Here is a 15,225-nt window from a genome sequence, read left to right on the forward strand (position 1 = left end):
CCACGCGGCCTTGTCGTCATAGCCTGCGATGTTGGTACCTGCGTGGTAGGTGGTGATGCGCGGGTTGCTCTGGCCGGGCGGGGCGGTGCGCACACCTTGCTCGCTGGCAGCCACCCGCATCCAGGTAGCGAAGGGCTGGAGTGTCAAAACAGCCCCTGCGGCACCTTGTCAGCCTTGGTTTCCACCGGGTTGGCGGCCAGCCAGTTGGCCGGGTACTGGCGCATGAATTCCTTGGCTTTTTCGACGCGCACCGTCAGCCAGGCATCCACCGCGCCTTCGTTCAGGATGACGGGCATGTGCCGGTCGCTGCCCTCGGGGCCGTAGCGGCGCATCAGGGCGTGGTTGTTGGCGTTGACGGTCAGCACGGTGTAGCTGAGGAAGGGCACGCCGTCTGGCCCGGTCCAGCTGGCCCACAGGCCCGCCACGCCCATGGGCTTGCCGTCGATGCGCGAGATGCGCGTGGGCACGGCCTTACCGCTGCGCCAGTCGTCGGCAAAAAACGCCTGCATGGGCACGATGCAGCGCTGGTTTTGCAGCCAGGCATCGCGAAAGTTCTGCGTGGTGCTGGCCGTCTCGGACCGGGCGTTGACCAGCTTGGGCGCGCGCAGCTTGCCGTCCGATGCCGATTTGACCCAGTGCGGCACCAGGCCCCACTGGGCGGGGGTAAGTGCGCGGGTGGCTGGCGCATCGCCCTCGGCGGCCACGGGCCGGATGCAAAACCCCGGCTTGCGCGGCCACATGTCGCGCTCGCCCAGGGCGCTGGGCGGCTCCACATTGAAGCTATCGGGGTACGCGGCGGGCAGTTGCAGGGATTCGTAGTGGGTGGTCATGCGGGGATGGTAGCGCGCTGGGGCGCAGGCTGCAAAGTTACAAGCTTTTTAGGCCTCCAGCGCAATATTCACCTACGGTAGAAGCTACTTTTTATATAGCAAATACAGACGGCAGATCCGGAACCGTCACGGGGTAGTCTGGGCCGCCCACCGCAGCAAAACCGGGTGCAAGGTCAACCGCAACCGGCTTTCCGGCGTTAAAAACCTATCCCCAAGGGATTTGTGGGGTCTGGAAACACCTTTTTCACAAACCCGCATACAGTTTCTTCATCTGCCAACACGGCAACCTACAGCCAAACACCATGAACACACCTACCGACTCCGTTTCAAAGCCCCGCCTGCACCCCATGGTCATCGCCGCCTGCTCGGCCGTGGTGCTGGTCTGCGCCGTGGGTACGGCGGCCATCATGGGCTGGATTCCCACCTCCACGGCCCGCAACACGGAGACCAGCAGCTTGGCGCAACCGGCGCCAGTAACCGCTCCGGTTGAAGCACCCGTCAAGGCCCCCGTAAAGGCCCCACAAATGGCGGCAGCGCCCGTGCACAACACCACCCACACCGAGCCACGCCCAGTGGCTGCCATTTGCAGCAATTGCGGCGTGGTGGAATCTACCCGTGAAATCACCAACGCCGCCAAGGGCAGCGGTGTGGGTGCCGTTGGTGGCGCGGTGGTAGGTGGCGTACTGGGCCACCAGGTCGGCGGTGGCCGGGGCCGCGACGTGGCGACCGTGCTGGGAGCCCTGGGCGGCGCCTTTGCCGGTAACCATATCGAAGGCCAAGTGAAGGCCACGCACAGCTATGAAATCACTGTGCGCCTGGACGACGGTTCCACCCGCACCCTGCAACAGTCCGAGCAGCCCGGCTGGCAAGCAGGTGACCGGGTGAAGATCGTCAACGGCGCACTGCGCTCCATCGGCTAATTTGCCGCATTTCTTCAAGCGGTGGCCATCAGGCGCCGCACTGCTGCACGGGCGGTATGGCGTAGCTCGGCCACGTCCAGCCCCTGCAGCACGTCGTCGCGCACCACCTGCTGCCCGGCCACAAACAGCGCCTTGAGCCGGGGCCGCCCGCCGCTGACCACTGGGCCCAGCGCCACGTCGTGCAGGCCAAAGTAGCGAGGGTCGTCCAGCGCATAAATTGCCAGATCCGCCGCCATGCCGGGGGCCAGCGTGCCCACATCGCCCAGGCCCAGCACGGTGGCACCGCCCGAGGTACCCCAGGCGACCACATCGTCGGCACTCACTGCCACACGCTCGCCCTCCCCGACCCCGCCCCGGAATACCGGCTGGCTCTTGTCGCCCTGCGCGGCGCGCTGCATCAGCCAGGCGGCGTGCACTTCCGACACCATGTCGGCGGCTTCGTTGGAGGCTGCGCCGTCCACCCCAATCGAGATCGGCACGCCCGCGGCCTGCAAGGCCATCACCGGCGCGGTGCCGCTGCCCAGGCGGCCATTGCTTTGCGGGCAATGGGCAATGCCGGTGCGGGTGCTGCCCAGCAGGGCAATTTCTTCGGCATCCAGCTTGACCAGATGGGCGAACCACACGTCCGACCCCAGCCATTCGTGCTCGGCCACAAAGCGCACCGGCGACAGGCCGTGCATGGCGTGCACGCTGTCCTGGTAGCCCACGGTTTCCGACAAATGCGAGTGCAGGCGGATGCCGAGTCGGCGGGCGGTGCGGGCGCATTCCCGCAGCTCGGCCGGGGCCAGCGAGTAAGGAGGCGTGGTGGGGGCCATGACGACGCGGCGCATCGCATCCGGCGCGGGGTCGTGGTAGCGGGCGGTGAGGCGCTCCACATCGGCCAGGTAGGCATCCAGCGACTCGGGCCGCATGGCCTGGGGCAGTTCGGCCTCCAACTGGCGGGTGCGGGTGGCACCACCGCGGCACAACACAAAGCGCAAGCCCATGCGCTCGGCCTCCTCGAACAAAATCGCCGAGCCGTCGAACGGCATGCCGGGGTAGTACAGGTAGTTGTGGTCGGCCACTGTGCCGCAGCCGGATAAGGCCAGCTCCAGCAGACCGATGCGCGCCGCGGTGCGGAACAAGTCCTCGTCAAACGCCGCCCGGAAGCGGTACGGCGTGGCCGCCAGCCAGGCCGTCAGTGGCAGGTCGATACCGCCCGCATCCCCCTTGAGCAGCGACTGGAACAGGTGGTGGTGGGTGTTGACCCAGCTGGGGTAGATGACGCAGTCGGTCGCGTCGATCACCGTCTCGCCCGGCAGCGGGGTCAGCGGGCCGATGGCCTCGATGCGCTTGCCGCGCAGGCGGATGTCGGGGCCCGCAATCCGCGAAGCGGCACCGGGTTGGCCGCTGAGGATGGCGGCTGCATTGCGTATCAAAGTGGTGCTCATGTTGCGCTTTCGTGCCAGTGGCCCAGGGCCTTTTTGGATAACCAAACCATGCTGATAAACAGCAATACACCGGTCACCGAAATCAACACCAGCGCGGCGAACAGGCGTGGGATGTTGATCTGGAAACCGGCCTGCAAAATTTCGTATGCCAGGCCCGCGCCGGTGCCGCCCGTACCGGCCACAAACTCGGCCACCACCGCGCCGATCAAGGCCAGCCCGCTGGAGATGCGCAGGCCGCCAAAGAAGAACGGCAGCGCACTCGGGATGCGCAGCCGCACCAGGGTTTGCCAGCGGCTGGCGCCGTTCAGCTTGAACAGATTCAGCAGCCCAGGATTCACGCTGCGAAGCCCCAGCACGGTGTTCGACAAAATGGGGAATAGCGTCACCAAAGTGGCGCACAGCACCAGCGCGAAGGTCGGGTTCTTCACCCAGATGATGATCAACGGCGCAATCGCCACCACCGGCGTTACCTGCAGCAGGATGGCGTAGGGGAACAGGCTGGCCTCGATGAAGCGGTTCTGCACAAACAAGAAGGCGCCGGCCACACCCAGTAGCACCGCCAGCGCAAACGCCAGCACCGTGACCTTCAGCGTTACGCCCAGCGCACGCAGCAGCGAGGGGCCGTCAGTGAGCAGGGTTTGGAAGATGTCGCTGGGCTTAGGCACCAGGTACACCGGCACCTGCCAGGCCGTGCACAGCGCCTGCCAAATCAGCAGCAACACGATGCCGAAGCTGATCGGCGCCAGCCAGTTGAGAACGCCGGGGCGTTGCAGCAAAGGGGTTGTCATGGTCATCACTCCTTCAATGGGCCGACATCAGCAGGGCGGAGAGTTCGCGGCAGTGGTCGGCGAACGCGGGGGACAGGCGGTAGGTCTCGGAGCGGTCCGGCTCGTCCAGCGGCACATCGGCCATCAGCCGGCCCGGCCGGGCCGCCATCATCACCACGCGGCTGGACAAGAACACCGCCTCGTAAATGCTGTGCGTGACGAACACCACCGTCAGGCCCCGCGCCGCCCAGAGCGCGCGCAGGTCGGCATCGAGCTTGTTGCGGGTGAACTCGTCCAGCGCACCAAAGGGCTCGTCCATCAGCAGCACATCTGGCTCGGTGACCAAGGCACGGGCAATGGACGCACGCATCTGCATGCCGCCCGACAGCTCGCGCGGATACGACTTGCCGAACGCTGCCAAGCCCACCTGCGCCAGTGCCGTGGCCACGCGGGCATCGGCCTCTGCGCGCGGCACGCCGTGCAGGTCCAGCGGCAGGCGCACGTTGGCAGCGACCGTGGTCCAGGGCATTAGCGTGGCCTCCTGGAACACCATGGCCGTTTTCAGACCCGACTTGGCCGGGCTGTCTTGCCCGGCCCAGCGCACATGGCCATGCGAGGGCGACTCCAACCCGGCAAACATCTTCAGCAGCGTGCTCTTGCCGCAGCCGGAGGGGCCAAGCAGCGAGACAAAGTCACCGCGCTGGATGCGCAGGCTCAGGCGCGACAAGGCATGGGTGCCGTTGCCGTAGGTCTTCTCCACCTGGTTGGCGTGGAGCACGGTGTCGGCATCGGGCGGTAAAGACTGCACCGTGGGCACAGGAATAGGCAGGGCTTGCATCAGCATGGTGCGTACTCCTTAGGCCGCCACAGGGTGGATGGGAATGCGCCGGTTGCCCCGGTGCACCTCTTCCTCGCCATGGGCTTTGAGCAGATCGAGCAATTGCTTGCGGATCATCAGGCCGGGGCGGTCGCTGGGCATGTGGAATTCTTGCCGGCGCGTGGTGTCGATGCAGGCATCGAAATCGGTGGCTTCCAGGATGTCGCGGTCTTCGGCGGTGATGGCTGCGTCCCAGTCAATCAGCTCCTGCGTGCTGCACTGCTCTTCGCTGTCGTTGCGGTACAGCCACTGCACCAGCATCAGGCGGTCGTCGCTGATCGGCGTCGCGCAGTTGTAGATGATGTGGTCGATGCCGCTGTCCGGGTACTGGCAGCCAAAGCGGCGCGAAAACGGCAGGTAGTAGCGGTTCGTCAAATGCCGCTGCGTCATCGGCGTGGTGGTGCCGGTGACGCGGTGGCCAGCCGGCGGGTTCTTGATCGGCACCAGGGTCTCGGCCTGGAAGCCGTAGTCGGTGTCATGGATCTCGTACTTTTGCGGCACCGGTTGATCGATGTCGCCAAAGTTGGCCTTGTGCACGAAGCTGAAGTGCGAGTTGTCGAAGGCGTTTTCCATCACCCGCACCGGGCTGGTTTTCCACTCTTCATAAAACTGGAAGATGCGGCGGTAGCCGGGCGCACCGTCTTCGGGGAAGTGCGGAATATCGCGCAGCGGGTCTTCCAGCGCCACCCACACGTAGCCATATTTCTCCTGGCAGTGGAAGGACGGCACCTTGGCTCCGGCGGGGATATTGCCATCGGGATTTTGCGGAATGCGCACGCAGCTGCCGCCGCAGTCATAGGTCCAGCCGTGGTAGCCGCAGACGATGTGGTCGCCCTCGACAAAGCCTTTGGACAGCTTGGCCGTGCGGTGGCAGCAGCGGTCGCGCAGGGCAGCGGGCGTGCCGTCCTGCTTCTTCCACAGCACTAAATTTTCGCCTAGCAAGGTGAAGGGTTGCGGGCCATCGTCCAGCTGGTGAATGGGCATCAGCGCGTACCAGAAGCGGCGCAGAACGGGTTGTTGGGTTACTAGCATGTCATCTCTCCTCCATCGGCGCAGAGCCTGCATTGCGCGGGCTCTGCGCCACCGGCCGGCGCGCCAAAATGGTCGCCTTCGCCGATAAATGCTTACTTTGTTACGGCATGACCTTCAGGTCTTTCACAAACTGCGTCGTGTAGGCCTTTTTCCAGTCCACACCGGGCTTGAGCAGACCAGCGGAGAGCATGAACTTGTAGGTTTGCTCCCAGCGCGCGTCGGTCATCACGCCCACGCCCTGGGTAGCGGCATCACCGCCGTCCACGGCCTTGACTTCCTTCATGCGTTTCACGGCGAAGGCGATCAGGTCGTCTTCCATCTTCGGGTTGTCTTTTTTAATCAGCGCGTTGCCGGGTGCGGGGTCGGCCAGATAGCTTTTCCAGCCTTCCATCGAAGCGCGGACAAAGCGGGCCACCACATCCGGTTTCTCGGCCACCATCTTTTGCTGCGTGACGATAGTGGTGCCATACGGCGGATAGCCCTGGTCGCCCAGCAGGAAGAAGTTGGCTGGCACATTGCTCTTCATGGCCATGAACGGCTCGGACGACAGGTAGGCGCTTTGGGCCACGTTCTTGTCGACGATGAAGGGCTGCAGATTGAAGGTGTAGGGCCGCACCTGGTCCATGCTGTAGCCGTACTTGCCCAGCAGCCAGGGCAGCCAACTGGTCTGGGCGGAGGTGTTGGCCAGGATGGTCTTGCCCTTCAGGTCGGCCAGGCTCTTCACATCGTCGTGCGCCATGATGCCTTGCAGGTCTTTCTGGAACGAGGCCGCCACCGTTACCACCGGCAGGCCTTTTTCCACTGCGTTCAGGGTCTGGATGTCGTAGCCCATGATGAAGTCGGCCTGGCCCGCCGCCAGCAGCTGGATGCCGTTGACCTGCGGGCCACCCATCTTGATGGTTACGTCCAGCCCGTACTTTTTGTACAAGCCGGTGGCCACCGCCTGGTAGAAGCCGCCGTGCTCGGCCTGGGCGTACCAGGATGTGAGCATGGTCACCTTGTCCTGCGCCCAGGCGGCGCTGGTGAGGGTGGTGGCAGCCAGGGTGGTGGCTGTCAGGGCCAGGCGGGAAAACCACCGGCGATAGAGAGGTTGGGGTTGGCGATGCATGGCTATCCGTCCTAAAGCTAAATTGCTGTGGAAAGACGAAAGCACCGCGCAGAGACAGGCCCAGAACACCGCACCAGGGCGCGGATGGCCAACAGCTGTTCTCCGTGGCGTTCACACATGAACACCAATGCACGCGCCGGGCGGCGTGTGCATGCGACGGCACTTCCGTCACCGGAGCAATGACCGACAACCGACACCTGTAAGGGCGGGTTGCTGACAGCTTCTACTCCACGTACGGCCATGCAAATGGTGTGCCAGATGGATTGCACGGCTTTGGTGCGGGGTGGCTAGCACGCCGGTTAGCGCCATCCCGGACAATACCCGCATGCCCACCCCCACCCATTTGCTGATTCCCCTGGCCGCCAGCGCGTCTGACGGCTGCCGCCAGGCGCTGGCCACGCTGCGCCTACCGAACCTGGAGCGCCTGCTCCAGCGCCTCACCGCCACCGCCCACGATAGCGGTGAAGACACCAGCCTGTCGCCCCCGCACGAACGCGCCCTGGCCCGGCACTACGGCCTGCCGGTGGCCGACGGCCAAATCCCCTGGGCGGCACATGAGGTGGCACAAGTGGCAGCGCAAGACGGTGCCTGGGCCTACATCACCCCCTGCCACTGGCAGGTGATGACCGACCACATCGTGATGGCCCCGCCCGACACGCTGGGGCTGGAAGAAGCCGAATCCCGCGCCGTGCTCGCCGCCGTGCGGCCCTTTTTTGAAGAAGACGGCATCACACTCACCTACGCCAGCCCCACCCGCTGGCTGGCGCAAGGCGAAATTTTTCGCGGTCTGGCCACGGCCTCGCTGGACCGCGTGGTCAGCGGCGTGGGCGCACGCAATGTGGATGAATGGATGCCCCCCACGGCCCAGGGCGGCCCGCTGCGGCGGCTGCAGAGCGAGATGCAGATGCTGCTCTACACCCATGCCGTCAGCGATGCCCGTAACGAACGCGGCCTGTTCCCGATCAACTCGTTCTGGGTCAGCGGCAGCGGAGCCTTGGCAGCGCCACCCGCGCCACAACCCGCCCCCAGCATGCCGCTGACCCTGCTGCACGCCGCGCAGATGGAGGACTGGGCAGCCTGGACCGCCGCCTGGCAGCACATCGACACCACCGCCTGCGCCGAACTGCTGACTGCGCTGGACCAGGGCCAAGCCGTGCAACTCACGCTGTGCGGTGAAAGCAACGCGCAAAGCTTCGAGGTAGTGCCGCGCAACTTCTTCCAGAAAATTTCAAGCCTTTTAAGCCCCCAGCGCTTATCTAACTTGCTGGAGAAGCTATGAAAATTACAGCACGCGACATTCCGCCCCGCGCCGTCTGGGCGCTGGAGCAAGCCGGGGTCCACCCCCTGCTGGCGCGCTTGTTCGCCGCCCGTGGCGTGGCCGACAAAGACGCGCTGGACGACGGCCTGGGCAAGCTGCTGTCGCCCGCCAGCATGCTGGGCACGCAAGCCGCCGCCGTGCTGCTGGCCGACGCCATTGCCGCCGACAAAAAGCTCTGCATCGTGGCCGACTACGACTGCGACGGTGCCACCGCCTGCGCCGTCGGCCTGCGCGGCCTGCGCCTGCTGGGCGCCAAGCACGCCGACTACATCGTGCCCGACCGCGTGACCGACGGCTACGGCCTGACGCCCAGCATCGCCCGCCGCGTGAAAGACAGCGGCGCCGACATGCTGGTCACCGTGGACAACGGCATCGCCAGCCTGGAAGGCGTGGCCGAGGCCAAGGCCCTGGGCTTGCAGGTGCTGGTAACCGACCACCATTTGCCGGCACTGAAAGACGGCCAGATCGTGCTGCCGGATGCCGACGTGCTAGTGAACCCCAACCAGCCGGGCTGCGGCTTCGAGAGCAAATCGATTGCCGGTGTTGGAGTCATGTTCTACGTGCTGCTGGCATTGCGTGCCGAGCTGCGCAGCAGGGGTGTATTCACGGCAGAGAACCAGCCCAAGTTGGACCCGCTGCTGACGCTCGTTGCCCTGGGCACCGTGGCCGATGTGGTTAAGCTGGATGCGAACAACCGCCGCCTTGTAGCCCAAGGGTTAAAACGGCTTCGCGCGCAGGCGCAACCTGCGGGACTAGCTGCGTTATTTGTAGCAGCCGGGCGCCAGGCCAAGGTCGCCACGACCTTCGATTTCGGCTTTGCCCTCGGCCCGCGCATCAATGCCGCAGGCCGCCTGGCCGACATGACGCTGGGGATAGAGTGCCTGCTGACCGACGACCCGGCGCGCGCTACCGAATTGGCCACCACCCTGGACAAAATCAACCGCGAACGCCGCGAGATCGAAGGCGGCATGCGCGACCAGGCGATGCTGGTGGCCGAGTCGCTGTTCGACGAATCCGAGGAGCCGCCGCCAGCGGTCTGCGTGTTCGACCCGGACTTCCACGAAGGCGTGGTCGGCATCGTCGCCAGCCGCCTGAAAGACAAGCTGCACCGCCCCATCTTCGTCTTCGCTGCCAGCAAGGCGCCGGGCAAAGAGCATGAACTCAAGGGCTCGGGCCGCTCCATCCCCGGCTTCCATCTGCGCGACGCACTCGACCTGGTGGCCAAGCGCCACCCTGGCGTGCTGCTGCGCTTTGGCGGCCACGCCATGGCAGCGGGCTGCACCGTGCATGAAGACAACTTTGCGCAGTTTGAACAGGGCCTGCAACAGGTGGCGCTGGAATGGCTGGACGCCGCCACGCTGACGCGCCGCCTGGAGACCGACGGCCCGCTGGCACCCGAATACCGCCGCGCCGAGCTGGTCGATGTGCTGCACAAAGAGGTCTGGGGCCAGGGCTTTGCGCCACCCACGTTCAGCGAAGAAGTCGAAGTGGTGTCGCAGCGCCTGGTGGGCGAAAAGCATTTGTCGCTGAAACTCAAGCACCAGGGCCAGCCGGTGGACGGCATCTGGTTTGGCCACACCGAGAGCTTGCCGCCCCGGGTCACGCTGGCGTTTCGGCTGGATGTGAACGAGTGGCAGGGCCAGCGGCGCGTGCAGTTTCTGGTGGAAGCCGCAGAGGAATAAGAAGCTGTTGTTCTGAGGCTGGCGTCTTTGGCTAAGCCAAAGCTTGGGCGCACAAAAATGTGCGGCATGGACGATTCGCTCCATGCACCAACCACAGACCCAAGGAACACCATGCAACTCCGTCAATTATTTATGTGCGCAGGGCTTGCCTGCGCCGTCTTGTCCAGCGGCTGCACGTCGATCATGAGCGAAGTCATAGCTGCCAAACAAAATGGCAGCGAAGGCCTGGCGGTGGAATACCCGGTCACGGAAAACCAGGCCTGGGACATCGCCAAAACCGTGCTGCGTGAAGCCGGTGCGCAGGCCATAGAAGAGCACCGCGCCGAAAACTACATGCTGACCACCAGCCCCAACACCCTCGGTGTATCCGGCGCGCTGGTGGGTGTGTGGATCAGCAAGGGCGGCGTGTCTACAAGCACGGTGACGGTGATCACCAAACGCCAGATCAAATCCGCCCTGTTCGTTGCGCCTACCGAAGCCAAACTGCAAAGCCAGTTTGCACAAGCGGTTGCGCAACTGCACAAGAACGTCACCTACATGCTGGTGCCGCCCGACGCAAAACCCCAAAGCTGACACGCCCCAGCTCTCGCACAATAACGCCATGCATATTCTGTTGATCGAGGACGATCTGGACCTGGGCCGGGCGCTGCACTCCAGCTTGCAGCTGGAAGGCTTCAGCGTGCAGTGGCTGCGCCGTGCCGCCGACGCACCGCACCAGCTGGACGATGGCGTGCTGGGCTGCGTACTGCTGGATTTATCCCTGCCCGACGGTGATGGCATGGCCCTTCTGGCCCGCTGGCGAAAACAAGGCCATGTGACGCCCGTGATCGTCATCACCGCACGCGCGGCCTTGCCCGACCGGCTGAACGGGCTGGACAACGGTGCCGATGATTTTCTGGTCAAACCCTTCGCCATCTCTGAACTCGTGGCCCGCATCCGTGCCGTGCTGCGCCGCTATGCCAAGCAGGCCAGCGAGGTCTGGACCATCGGTGGGTTGTCGCTGGAGCCCAAGCGCCACCTCTGCAGCCTGCATGGCGAAGCGCTGGACTTGTCGCCACGCGAATTCCAGCTGCTGCTGGAACTGGCGCGCGAGCCGGGCGTGGTCATCGCCAAAGGCCAGCTGGCCCAACGCCTGGAGCCACTCGGCGACGCCGTGGAATTCAGCGCGCTGGAGGTGCATATGTCCAACCTGCGCCGCAAGATTGGCGCCGAGCGCATCCGCACGGTGCGCGGCGTTGGCTACCTGCTGGAGGCTTAGGATGCCAAGCTGGCATTGGCGCAAAACCCTGGTGGCACGCGTCGTGGCCGTGGTCGTGCTGGCCGTCGCGCTGGCCGGTGTAGCCGTCGCGCTGCTGAACTACTGGCAGTTCAAGCAGGCGATGGCCACGGAATCGGGGCTGCAGCACCTGGGCCGCTACCTGACTCCAGCATTGGCAGACATCCGCAACCCGCAAGATGCCATCACCACGGTGGTGGCGCTGGAGAGCGTAGTGAATGCATCCCGGCGCGAAGCTGCAGCACAGGGTTTGACTCTGGCCCCCTGCCTTTTTCAGCTGCGGGACGATAAAAACCAGCTGCTGTACTCCAGTGCCCAGCTCGGCCCCCAGACGCTGTTAGCCCTTGGCCCAAAGGTGAGCGAACAGACTATTGCCGGGAAACTCTACCGGGTGGTGCAAACCGATCTGCCACGCTGGTCGGTACGCATCGCAGAGCCCAAGCTTGCAGACACCACGGTATTGCAGGTCATCGCGAACGACCTGCTGCCCGCACTGCTGCTGGCATTACCGGTCGCTCTACTTCCCATCTGGCTGGCCGTGCGCCAGGGGCTCAAGCCGCTGCAACGCTTGTCCACACAACTGCAGGCGCGCTCGCCCAACGATTTGTGCGCCGTGAGCTCGGATTTGAAATATGCCGAGCTCAACGCCGTTGCCAATGCATTCAACGCCGTGCTCGGGCAGTTGCGCGACAAGATGCAACGCGAGCATGCGTTTGTGCAAGATGCCGCCCACGAGCTGCGCACCCCCATGGCCGTCATCAGCGCCCAGGCGCATCTGCTGGTCCAGGCGGCCACCGACCCACAACGCCAGCAGGCCCAGGCCGGGCTGGAGCAGGCGATCCAGCGCGCCTCGCACCTGGCCCACCAGTTGCTGGCCCTGGCCGCTCTGGACCAGCCCGGCCCCACACCTGCGCAACGCACCGACGTGGCCGCCCTGCTGCGCAACACACTGGCCGCGCTGGCCCCTGCCGCCATGGCGCGGAATATGGACATCTCGCTGGAGGCCCCCGACCAGCTTTTCTGCACGCTGGATGCCGCAGCCCTGCAATCCATCGTGCAAAACCTACTGGACAATGCCGTGCGCTACGGGCACGACGGCGGGCGCATAGCGATGAGCCTACATGCCGACGGCGACGGCCGGCAGCTGCGGCTGCAGGTGGCCGATGACGGCCCGGGCATCCCCGACGCCGAGCAGGCACACATCTTTGAGCGCTTTGTGCGTGGCAGCCAGCAGCAGGCCGCCGGCTCCGGCCTAGGGCTAGCCATCGCGCGGCAGGCCGCCCTGGCGCTGCACGGTCAGATCACGCTGGGGCCCGGGCTGGACGGCAACGGGGCCACATTTACGCTCACCGCCCGCATCTAGAACTAGCTGCGAGCGGAGTTACTTGGCCTGCATGGCGGGCAGTATCTGCACCACCTGCTGCTTGCCTTGGTCCACGCGGATCAGAAAGCTCTCGCGGTCCAGGTCGCCGTTGTTGTCGAAGGCCACGTCCATCAGCACGCCGGGGTTTTGCGCGGCAAAAATCTTGGCACCGTGCAGCGACTCGGCCAGCAGCTTGCTGTCGAACTTGCCGAGCTTTTCGGTCATGGCCTTGACCACGTAGACGCTGATGTAGCCCTTCATGCCGTTGTGCTCGCTCTTGTACTTGTACTCCGCCTGGAAGCGGGCATCAAAGGCCTTGATGCGCGGCTCCGGCGCGTCCACGGTCAGGCCCACGTGGCCCAGCATGCCGTTGGCCGCCTCACCTGCCAGCTCAATGGTCTTTTGGCTCACAGCGGTAGTCTCGCCCACGATGGGCTTGGCATAGCCCTGCTTGCGCAATTCGCGCAGCGCGCGGGCCGACTCTTCCTCTAGCGTGTACAGAAACAGCGCGTCGGCACCCGACTGCTTGACCTTCAGCACGGCGACCGAGAAGTCGATCTGCTGCGGGTCGGTGGGCACGTCCACCGCCACCTTGATGCCCTGCGCCTCCAGCGCCTTCAGCATCGCGTCGTGGCCGCCCTTGCCGTAGTCGTTGTTGGTGTAGACCACGGCCACGCTGCTGGCCTTTACCGTGTCTTTGATGTAGCGGGCCACCTTGGGCATGGAGATTAGTTGGGTGAACGACGAGCGGAATACGTACGGGTTGCCCTGCTGGGTGATGCCCGCCGCTTCGCCGCCGGTGAAGTTGGTCACCGCCGCGCGCTGGGTCTCCGACATGGTCACCAGCATGGAGCCGGAATGCACCGGGCCGAGCACCACGTAGGCACCGCCGTCAATCGCCTTTTGCGCCAGCGCCTTGGCCACGGCGGGGTTGGTTTGCGAGTCGGCGGGCTGGTAGTCGATCTGGCGCCCGAGGATGCCGCCAGCGGCGTTGATTTCCTTCACCGCCAGCTTCACGCCGTTGTTGAAATTGGTGCCCGGCGTAGCGCCGCTGCCTGACAGCTCCATGATGCCCGCGAACTTGACGGGGGTGGTTTGGGCCGTGGCGGCGCAGGCGGCGCTGACCAGCAGAGCGGTGAGTGCGTGGTGGATGGTTTTCATGGTTTTTGTCTCCTCGGTCGAATAGAAATGAACAGTTACTGCGCGGCCAATGCATCGGCCACGGCGCGCACGGCCAGCAGGTAGCCGCCCACGCCCAGTCCGCAAATCACGCCCTGCGCCACCAGCGACACCAGCGAGTGCTGGTACTGCGCCGTGCGCTGGTGGATGTTGGAGATGTGCACCTCGATCAATGGCTTGCGCAGCAGCTTCAGCGCGTCCAGCACCGGGATGGAATGGAACGAAAAACCGGCCGGGTTGATGACGACGGCGGCATCTTTCTCGTACGCCTCCTGGATCCAGTCGACCAGCACGCCCTCGTGGTTGGTCTGGCGGAAATCGCAGTCCAGGCCCAGCTTGGCGGCCAGGTCGACGGTGCGGGTTTGTACCTCGGCCAGGGTGGTGGTGCCGTACAGGTGCGGCTCGCGCTTGCCCAGCATGTTGAGGTTGGAGCCGTTGAGAATAAACAGGGGATGGGCCATACAGGGTTTCCTTGCAAAAAGTGGTGTGCGTGGACGGCCATTGGAATAGGCTTGCGTCAAGCCGCATCTTCGAACCAGCGGAAACCCGGCGTTCTAAACCGGAATCTATTTCTACAATATGAAATTTTGTAACCCAACCTATGACCGCTGCACTTGACCGGGGACTAGACCTGCTGGAACACCTCGCCAGCCATCCCGAAGGCTTGCCTCTGGCGCTGATTGCCGACTCGGCGAACATGCCCAAGAGCAGCTGCCACCGGGTGCTGCTGGCGCTGGTGGCGCGCGGCTACGTGAAGCAGCTGCACGCCCAGGGCGACTACGTGCTGACTACCAAGGTGGCGGCGCTGGGGCTGGGGTTTCTGAGTGGCTCCGGCATCGTCGACATCGCCCAGCCCTTGATTGAGCGCCTGGCCGAGGCCTCGGGCGAGTTGGCACGCCTGTCCATCGTGGACGAAGACCGCCTGACCTGGGTGGCCAAGGCCGAGGGTGGGCGCAAGGGCTTCCGCTACGACCCCGACATGGGCATGGATGCCCGCCTGTCCTGCACCTCGTCTGGCCACGCCTGGATGCTGACCCTGAGCGACGAGCGCGCGGTGGCGCTGGTGTCCAAGCAGGGCTTTGGCTTGCCGAAGGAATACGGCCCCAAAGCCCCCACCACGGTGAAGGCGCTGCTGGGCTTTTTACATGCAGCCCGGGTGCGCGGCTACGCGATGATCGACGAGGTGTTTGCCCCCGGCATGGCGGCGGTGGCCGCACCGGTACAGCGCCGGGGACGGCCTGCAATGGCAGTGATCAGCATCGCCGGGCCGCGGCAAAGGTTGACCACCGCGCGCATCCAGGCGCTGGCTCCCGCGCTGCTGGCAGCCACCGAAGAACTGGCGGCGGAGAGCAGTGCCTCGGGTTTATTCTCGAAAACTCCGCTAGGCAAAGGCTGAACCAGATTTACAAGCTTTTTAGGCTTCCAGCGCAGGTGGCACCTGCA

At 64.8% G+C, this 15,225-nt stretch carries 15 protein-coding genes; 7 read left to right on the plus strand and 8 right to left on the minus strand.

Annotated features, from left to right (window positions below):
• Window positions 1-143: 143 nt before the first annotated feature.
• The gene (locus tag ABI213_RS06750) at window positions 144-830 is read right to left on the minus strand and encodes an SOS response-associated peptidase (RefSeq protein ID WP_348026507.1); all 687 of its coding nucleotides are present in this window, start codon (window positions 828-830) and stop codon (window positions 144-146) included.
• Between the two features lie 302 nt (window positions 831-1,132).
• On the opposite strand from ABI213_RS06750, the gene ABI213_RS06755 reads away from it, so the two are divergent.
• Window positions 1,133-1,750, plus strand: coding sequence for a glycine zipper 2TM domain-containing protein (locus ABI213_RS06755; RefSeq protein WP_348026509.1), 618 nt, complete (start codon window positions 1,133-1,135; stop codon window positions 1,748-1,750).
• 14 nt (window positions 1,751-1,764) lie between these two features.
• On the opposite strand, the gene ABI213_RS06760 is transcribed toward ABI213_RS06755, so the two are convergent.
• The 5 genes from ABI213_RS06760 to ABI213_RS06780 form a co-directional block, all read right to left on the minus strand.
• Window positions 1,765-3,180: an amidohydrolase family protein gene (locus ABI213_RS06760; RefSeq protein ID WP_348026511.1), complete on the minus strand. Its 1,416-nt coding sequence runs from the start codon at window positions 3,178-3,180 to the stop codon at window positions 1,765-1,767.
• Complete coding sequence (locus ABI213_RS06765) at window positions 3,177-3,968, minus strand: ABC transporter permease (protein WP_348026513.1); 792 nt, start codon at window positions 3,966-3,968, stop codon at window positions 3,177-3,179. Before ABI213_RS06765 ends, ABI213_RS06760 begins: the two co-directional genes overlap by 4 nt.
• 13 nt (window positions 3,969-3,981) lie before the next feature.
• The gene (locus ABI213_RS06770) at window positions 3,982-4,785 is read right to left on the minus strand and encodes an ABC transporter ATP-binding protein (RefSeq protein ID WP_348026530.1); all 804 of its coding nucleotides are present in this window, start codon (window positions 4,783-4,785) and stop codon (window positions 3,982-3,984) included.
• Between the two features lie 18 nt (window positions 4,786-4,803).
• Window positions 4,804-5,856, minus strand: a complete 1,053-nt coding sequence (locus ABI213_RS06775; RefSeq protein ID WP_348008571.1) for an aromatic ring-hydroxylating dioxygenase subunit alpha — start codon at window positions 5,854-5,856, stop codon at window positions 4,804-4,806.
• Window positions 5,857-5,956: 100 nt separating this feature from the next.
• A complete protein-coding gene (locus ABI213_RS06780; protein ID WP_348008572.1) occupies window positions 5,957-6,964 on the minus strand; it encodes an ABC transporter substrate-binding protein in 1,008 nt (335 codons plus the stop codon).
• Between the two features lie 325 nt (window positions 6,965-7,289).
• Between ABI213_RS06780 and ABI213_RS06785 the strand changes: the two genes are divergently transcribed.
• The 5 genes from ABI213_RS06785 to ABI213_RS06805 all read left to right on the plus strand — a co-directional run bounded on the left by ABI213_RS06785 (window position 7,290) and on the right by ABI213_RS06805 (window position 12,603).
• Window positions 7,290-8,243 (plus strand): phosphoglycerate mutase, encoded by a 954-nt coding sequence (locus ABI213_RS06785; protein ID WP_348008573.1) that lies wholly within the window; start codon window positions 7,290-7,292, stop codon window positions 8,241-8,243.
• On the plus strand, window positions 8,240-9,964 hold the full coding sequence (gene recJ, locus ABI213_RS06790) for a single-stranded-DNA-specific exonuclease RecJ (protein ID WP_348008574.1): 1,725 nt from the start codon (window positions 8,240-8,242) through the stop codon (window positions 9,962-9,964). The genes ABI213_RS06785 and recJ overlap by 4 nt, the downstream gene beginning before the upstream one ends.
• A gap of 111 nt (window positions 9,965-10,075) precedes the next feature.
• Window positions 10,076-10,537 (plus strand): hypothetical protein, encoded by a 462-nt coding sequence (locus ABI213_RS06795; protein WP_348008575.1) that lies wholly within the window; start codon window positions 10,076-10,078, stop codon window positions 10,535-10,537.
• A 28-nt stretch (window positions 10,538-10,565) separates the two neighbouring features.
• A complete protein-coding gene (locus ABI213_RS06800; protein WP_348008576.1) occupies window positions 10,566-11,222 on the plus strand; it encodes a response regulator in 657 nt (218 codons plus the stop codon).
• A 1-nt stretch (window position 11,223) separates the two neighbouring features.
• Window positions 11,224-12,603 (plus strand): HAMP domain-containing sensor histidine kinase, encoded by a 1,380-nt coding sequence (locus tag ABI213_RS06805; protein ID WP_348008577.1) that lies wholly within the window; start codon window positions 11,224-11,226, stop codon window positions 12,601-12,603.
• Window positions 12,604-12,621: 18 nt separating this feature from the next.
• Here ABI213_RS06805 and ABI213_RS06810 read toward each other — a convergent pair whose 3' ends face one another.
• Window positions 12,622-13,764, minus strand: a complete 1,143-nt coding sequence (locus ABI213_RS06810; protein ID WP_348008578.1) for an ABC transporter substrate-binding protein — start codon at window positions 13,762-13,764, stop codon at window positions 12,622-12,624.
• Between the two features lie 35 nt (window positions 13,765-13,799).
• On the minus strand, window positions 13,800-14,243 hold the full coding sequence (locus ABI213_RS06815) for a type II 3-dehydroquinate dehydratase (protein WP_348008579.1): 444 nt from the start codon (window positions 14,241-14,243) through the stop codon (window positions 13,800-13,802).
• A 140-nt stretch (window positions 14,244-14,383) separates the two neighbouring features.
• Between ABI213_RS06815 and ABI213_RS06820 the strand changes: the two genes are divergently transcribed.
• Complete coding sequence (locus ABI213_RS06820; RefSeq protein WP_348008580.1) at window positions 14,384-15,178, plus strand: IclR family transcriptional regulator; 795 nt, start codon at window positions 14,384-14,386, stop codon at window positions 15,176-15,178.
• The last annotated feature ends 47 nt before the right edge of the window (window positions 15,179-15,225 follow it).

The sequence above is a fragment of the Rhodoferax sp. genome (assembly GCF_039922535.1).
GTDB lineage: Bacteria > Pseudomonadota > Gammaproteobacteria > Burkholderiales > Burkholderiaceae_C > Rhodoferax_B.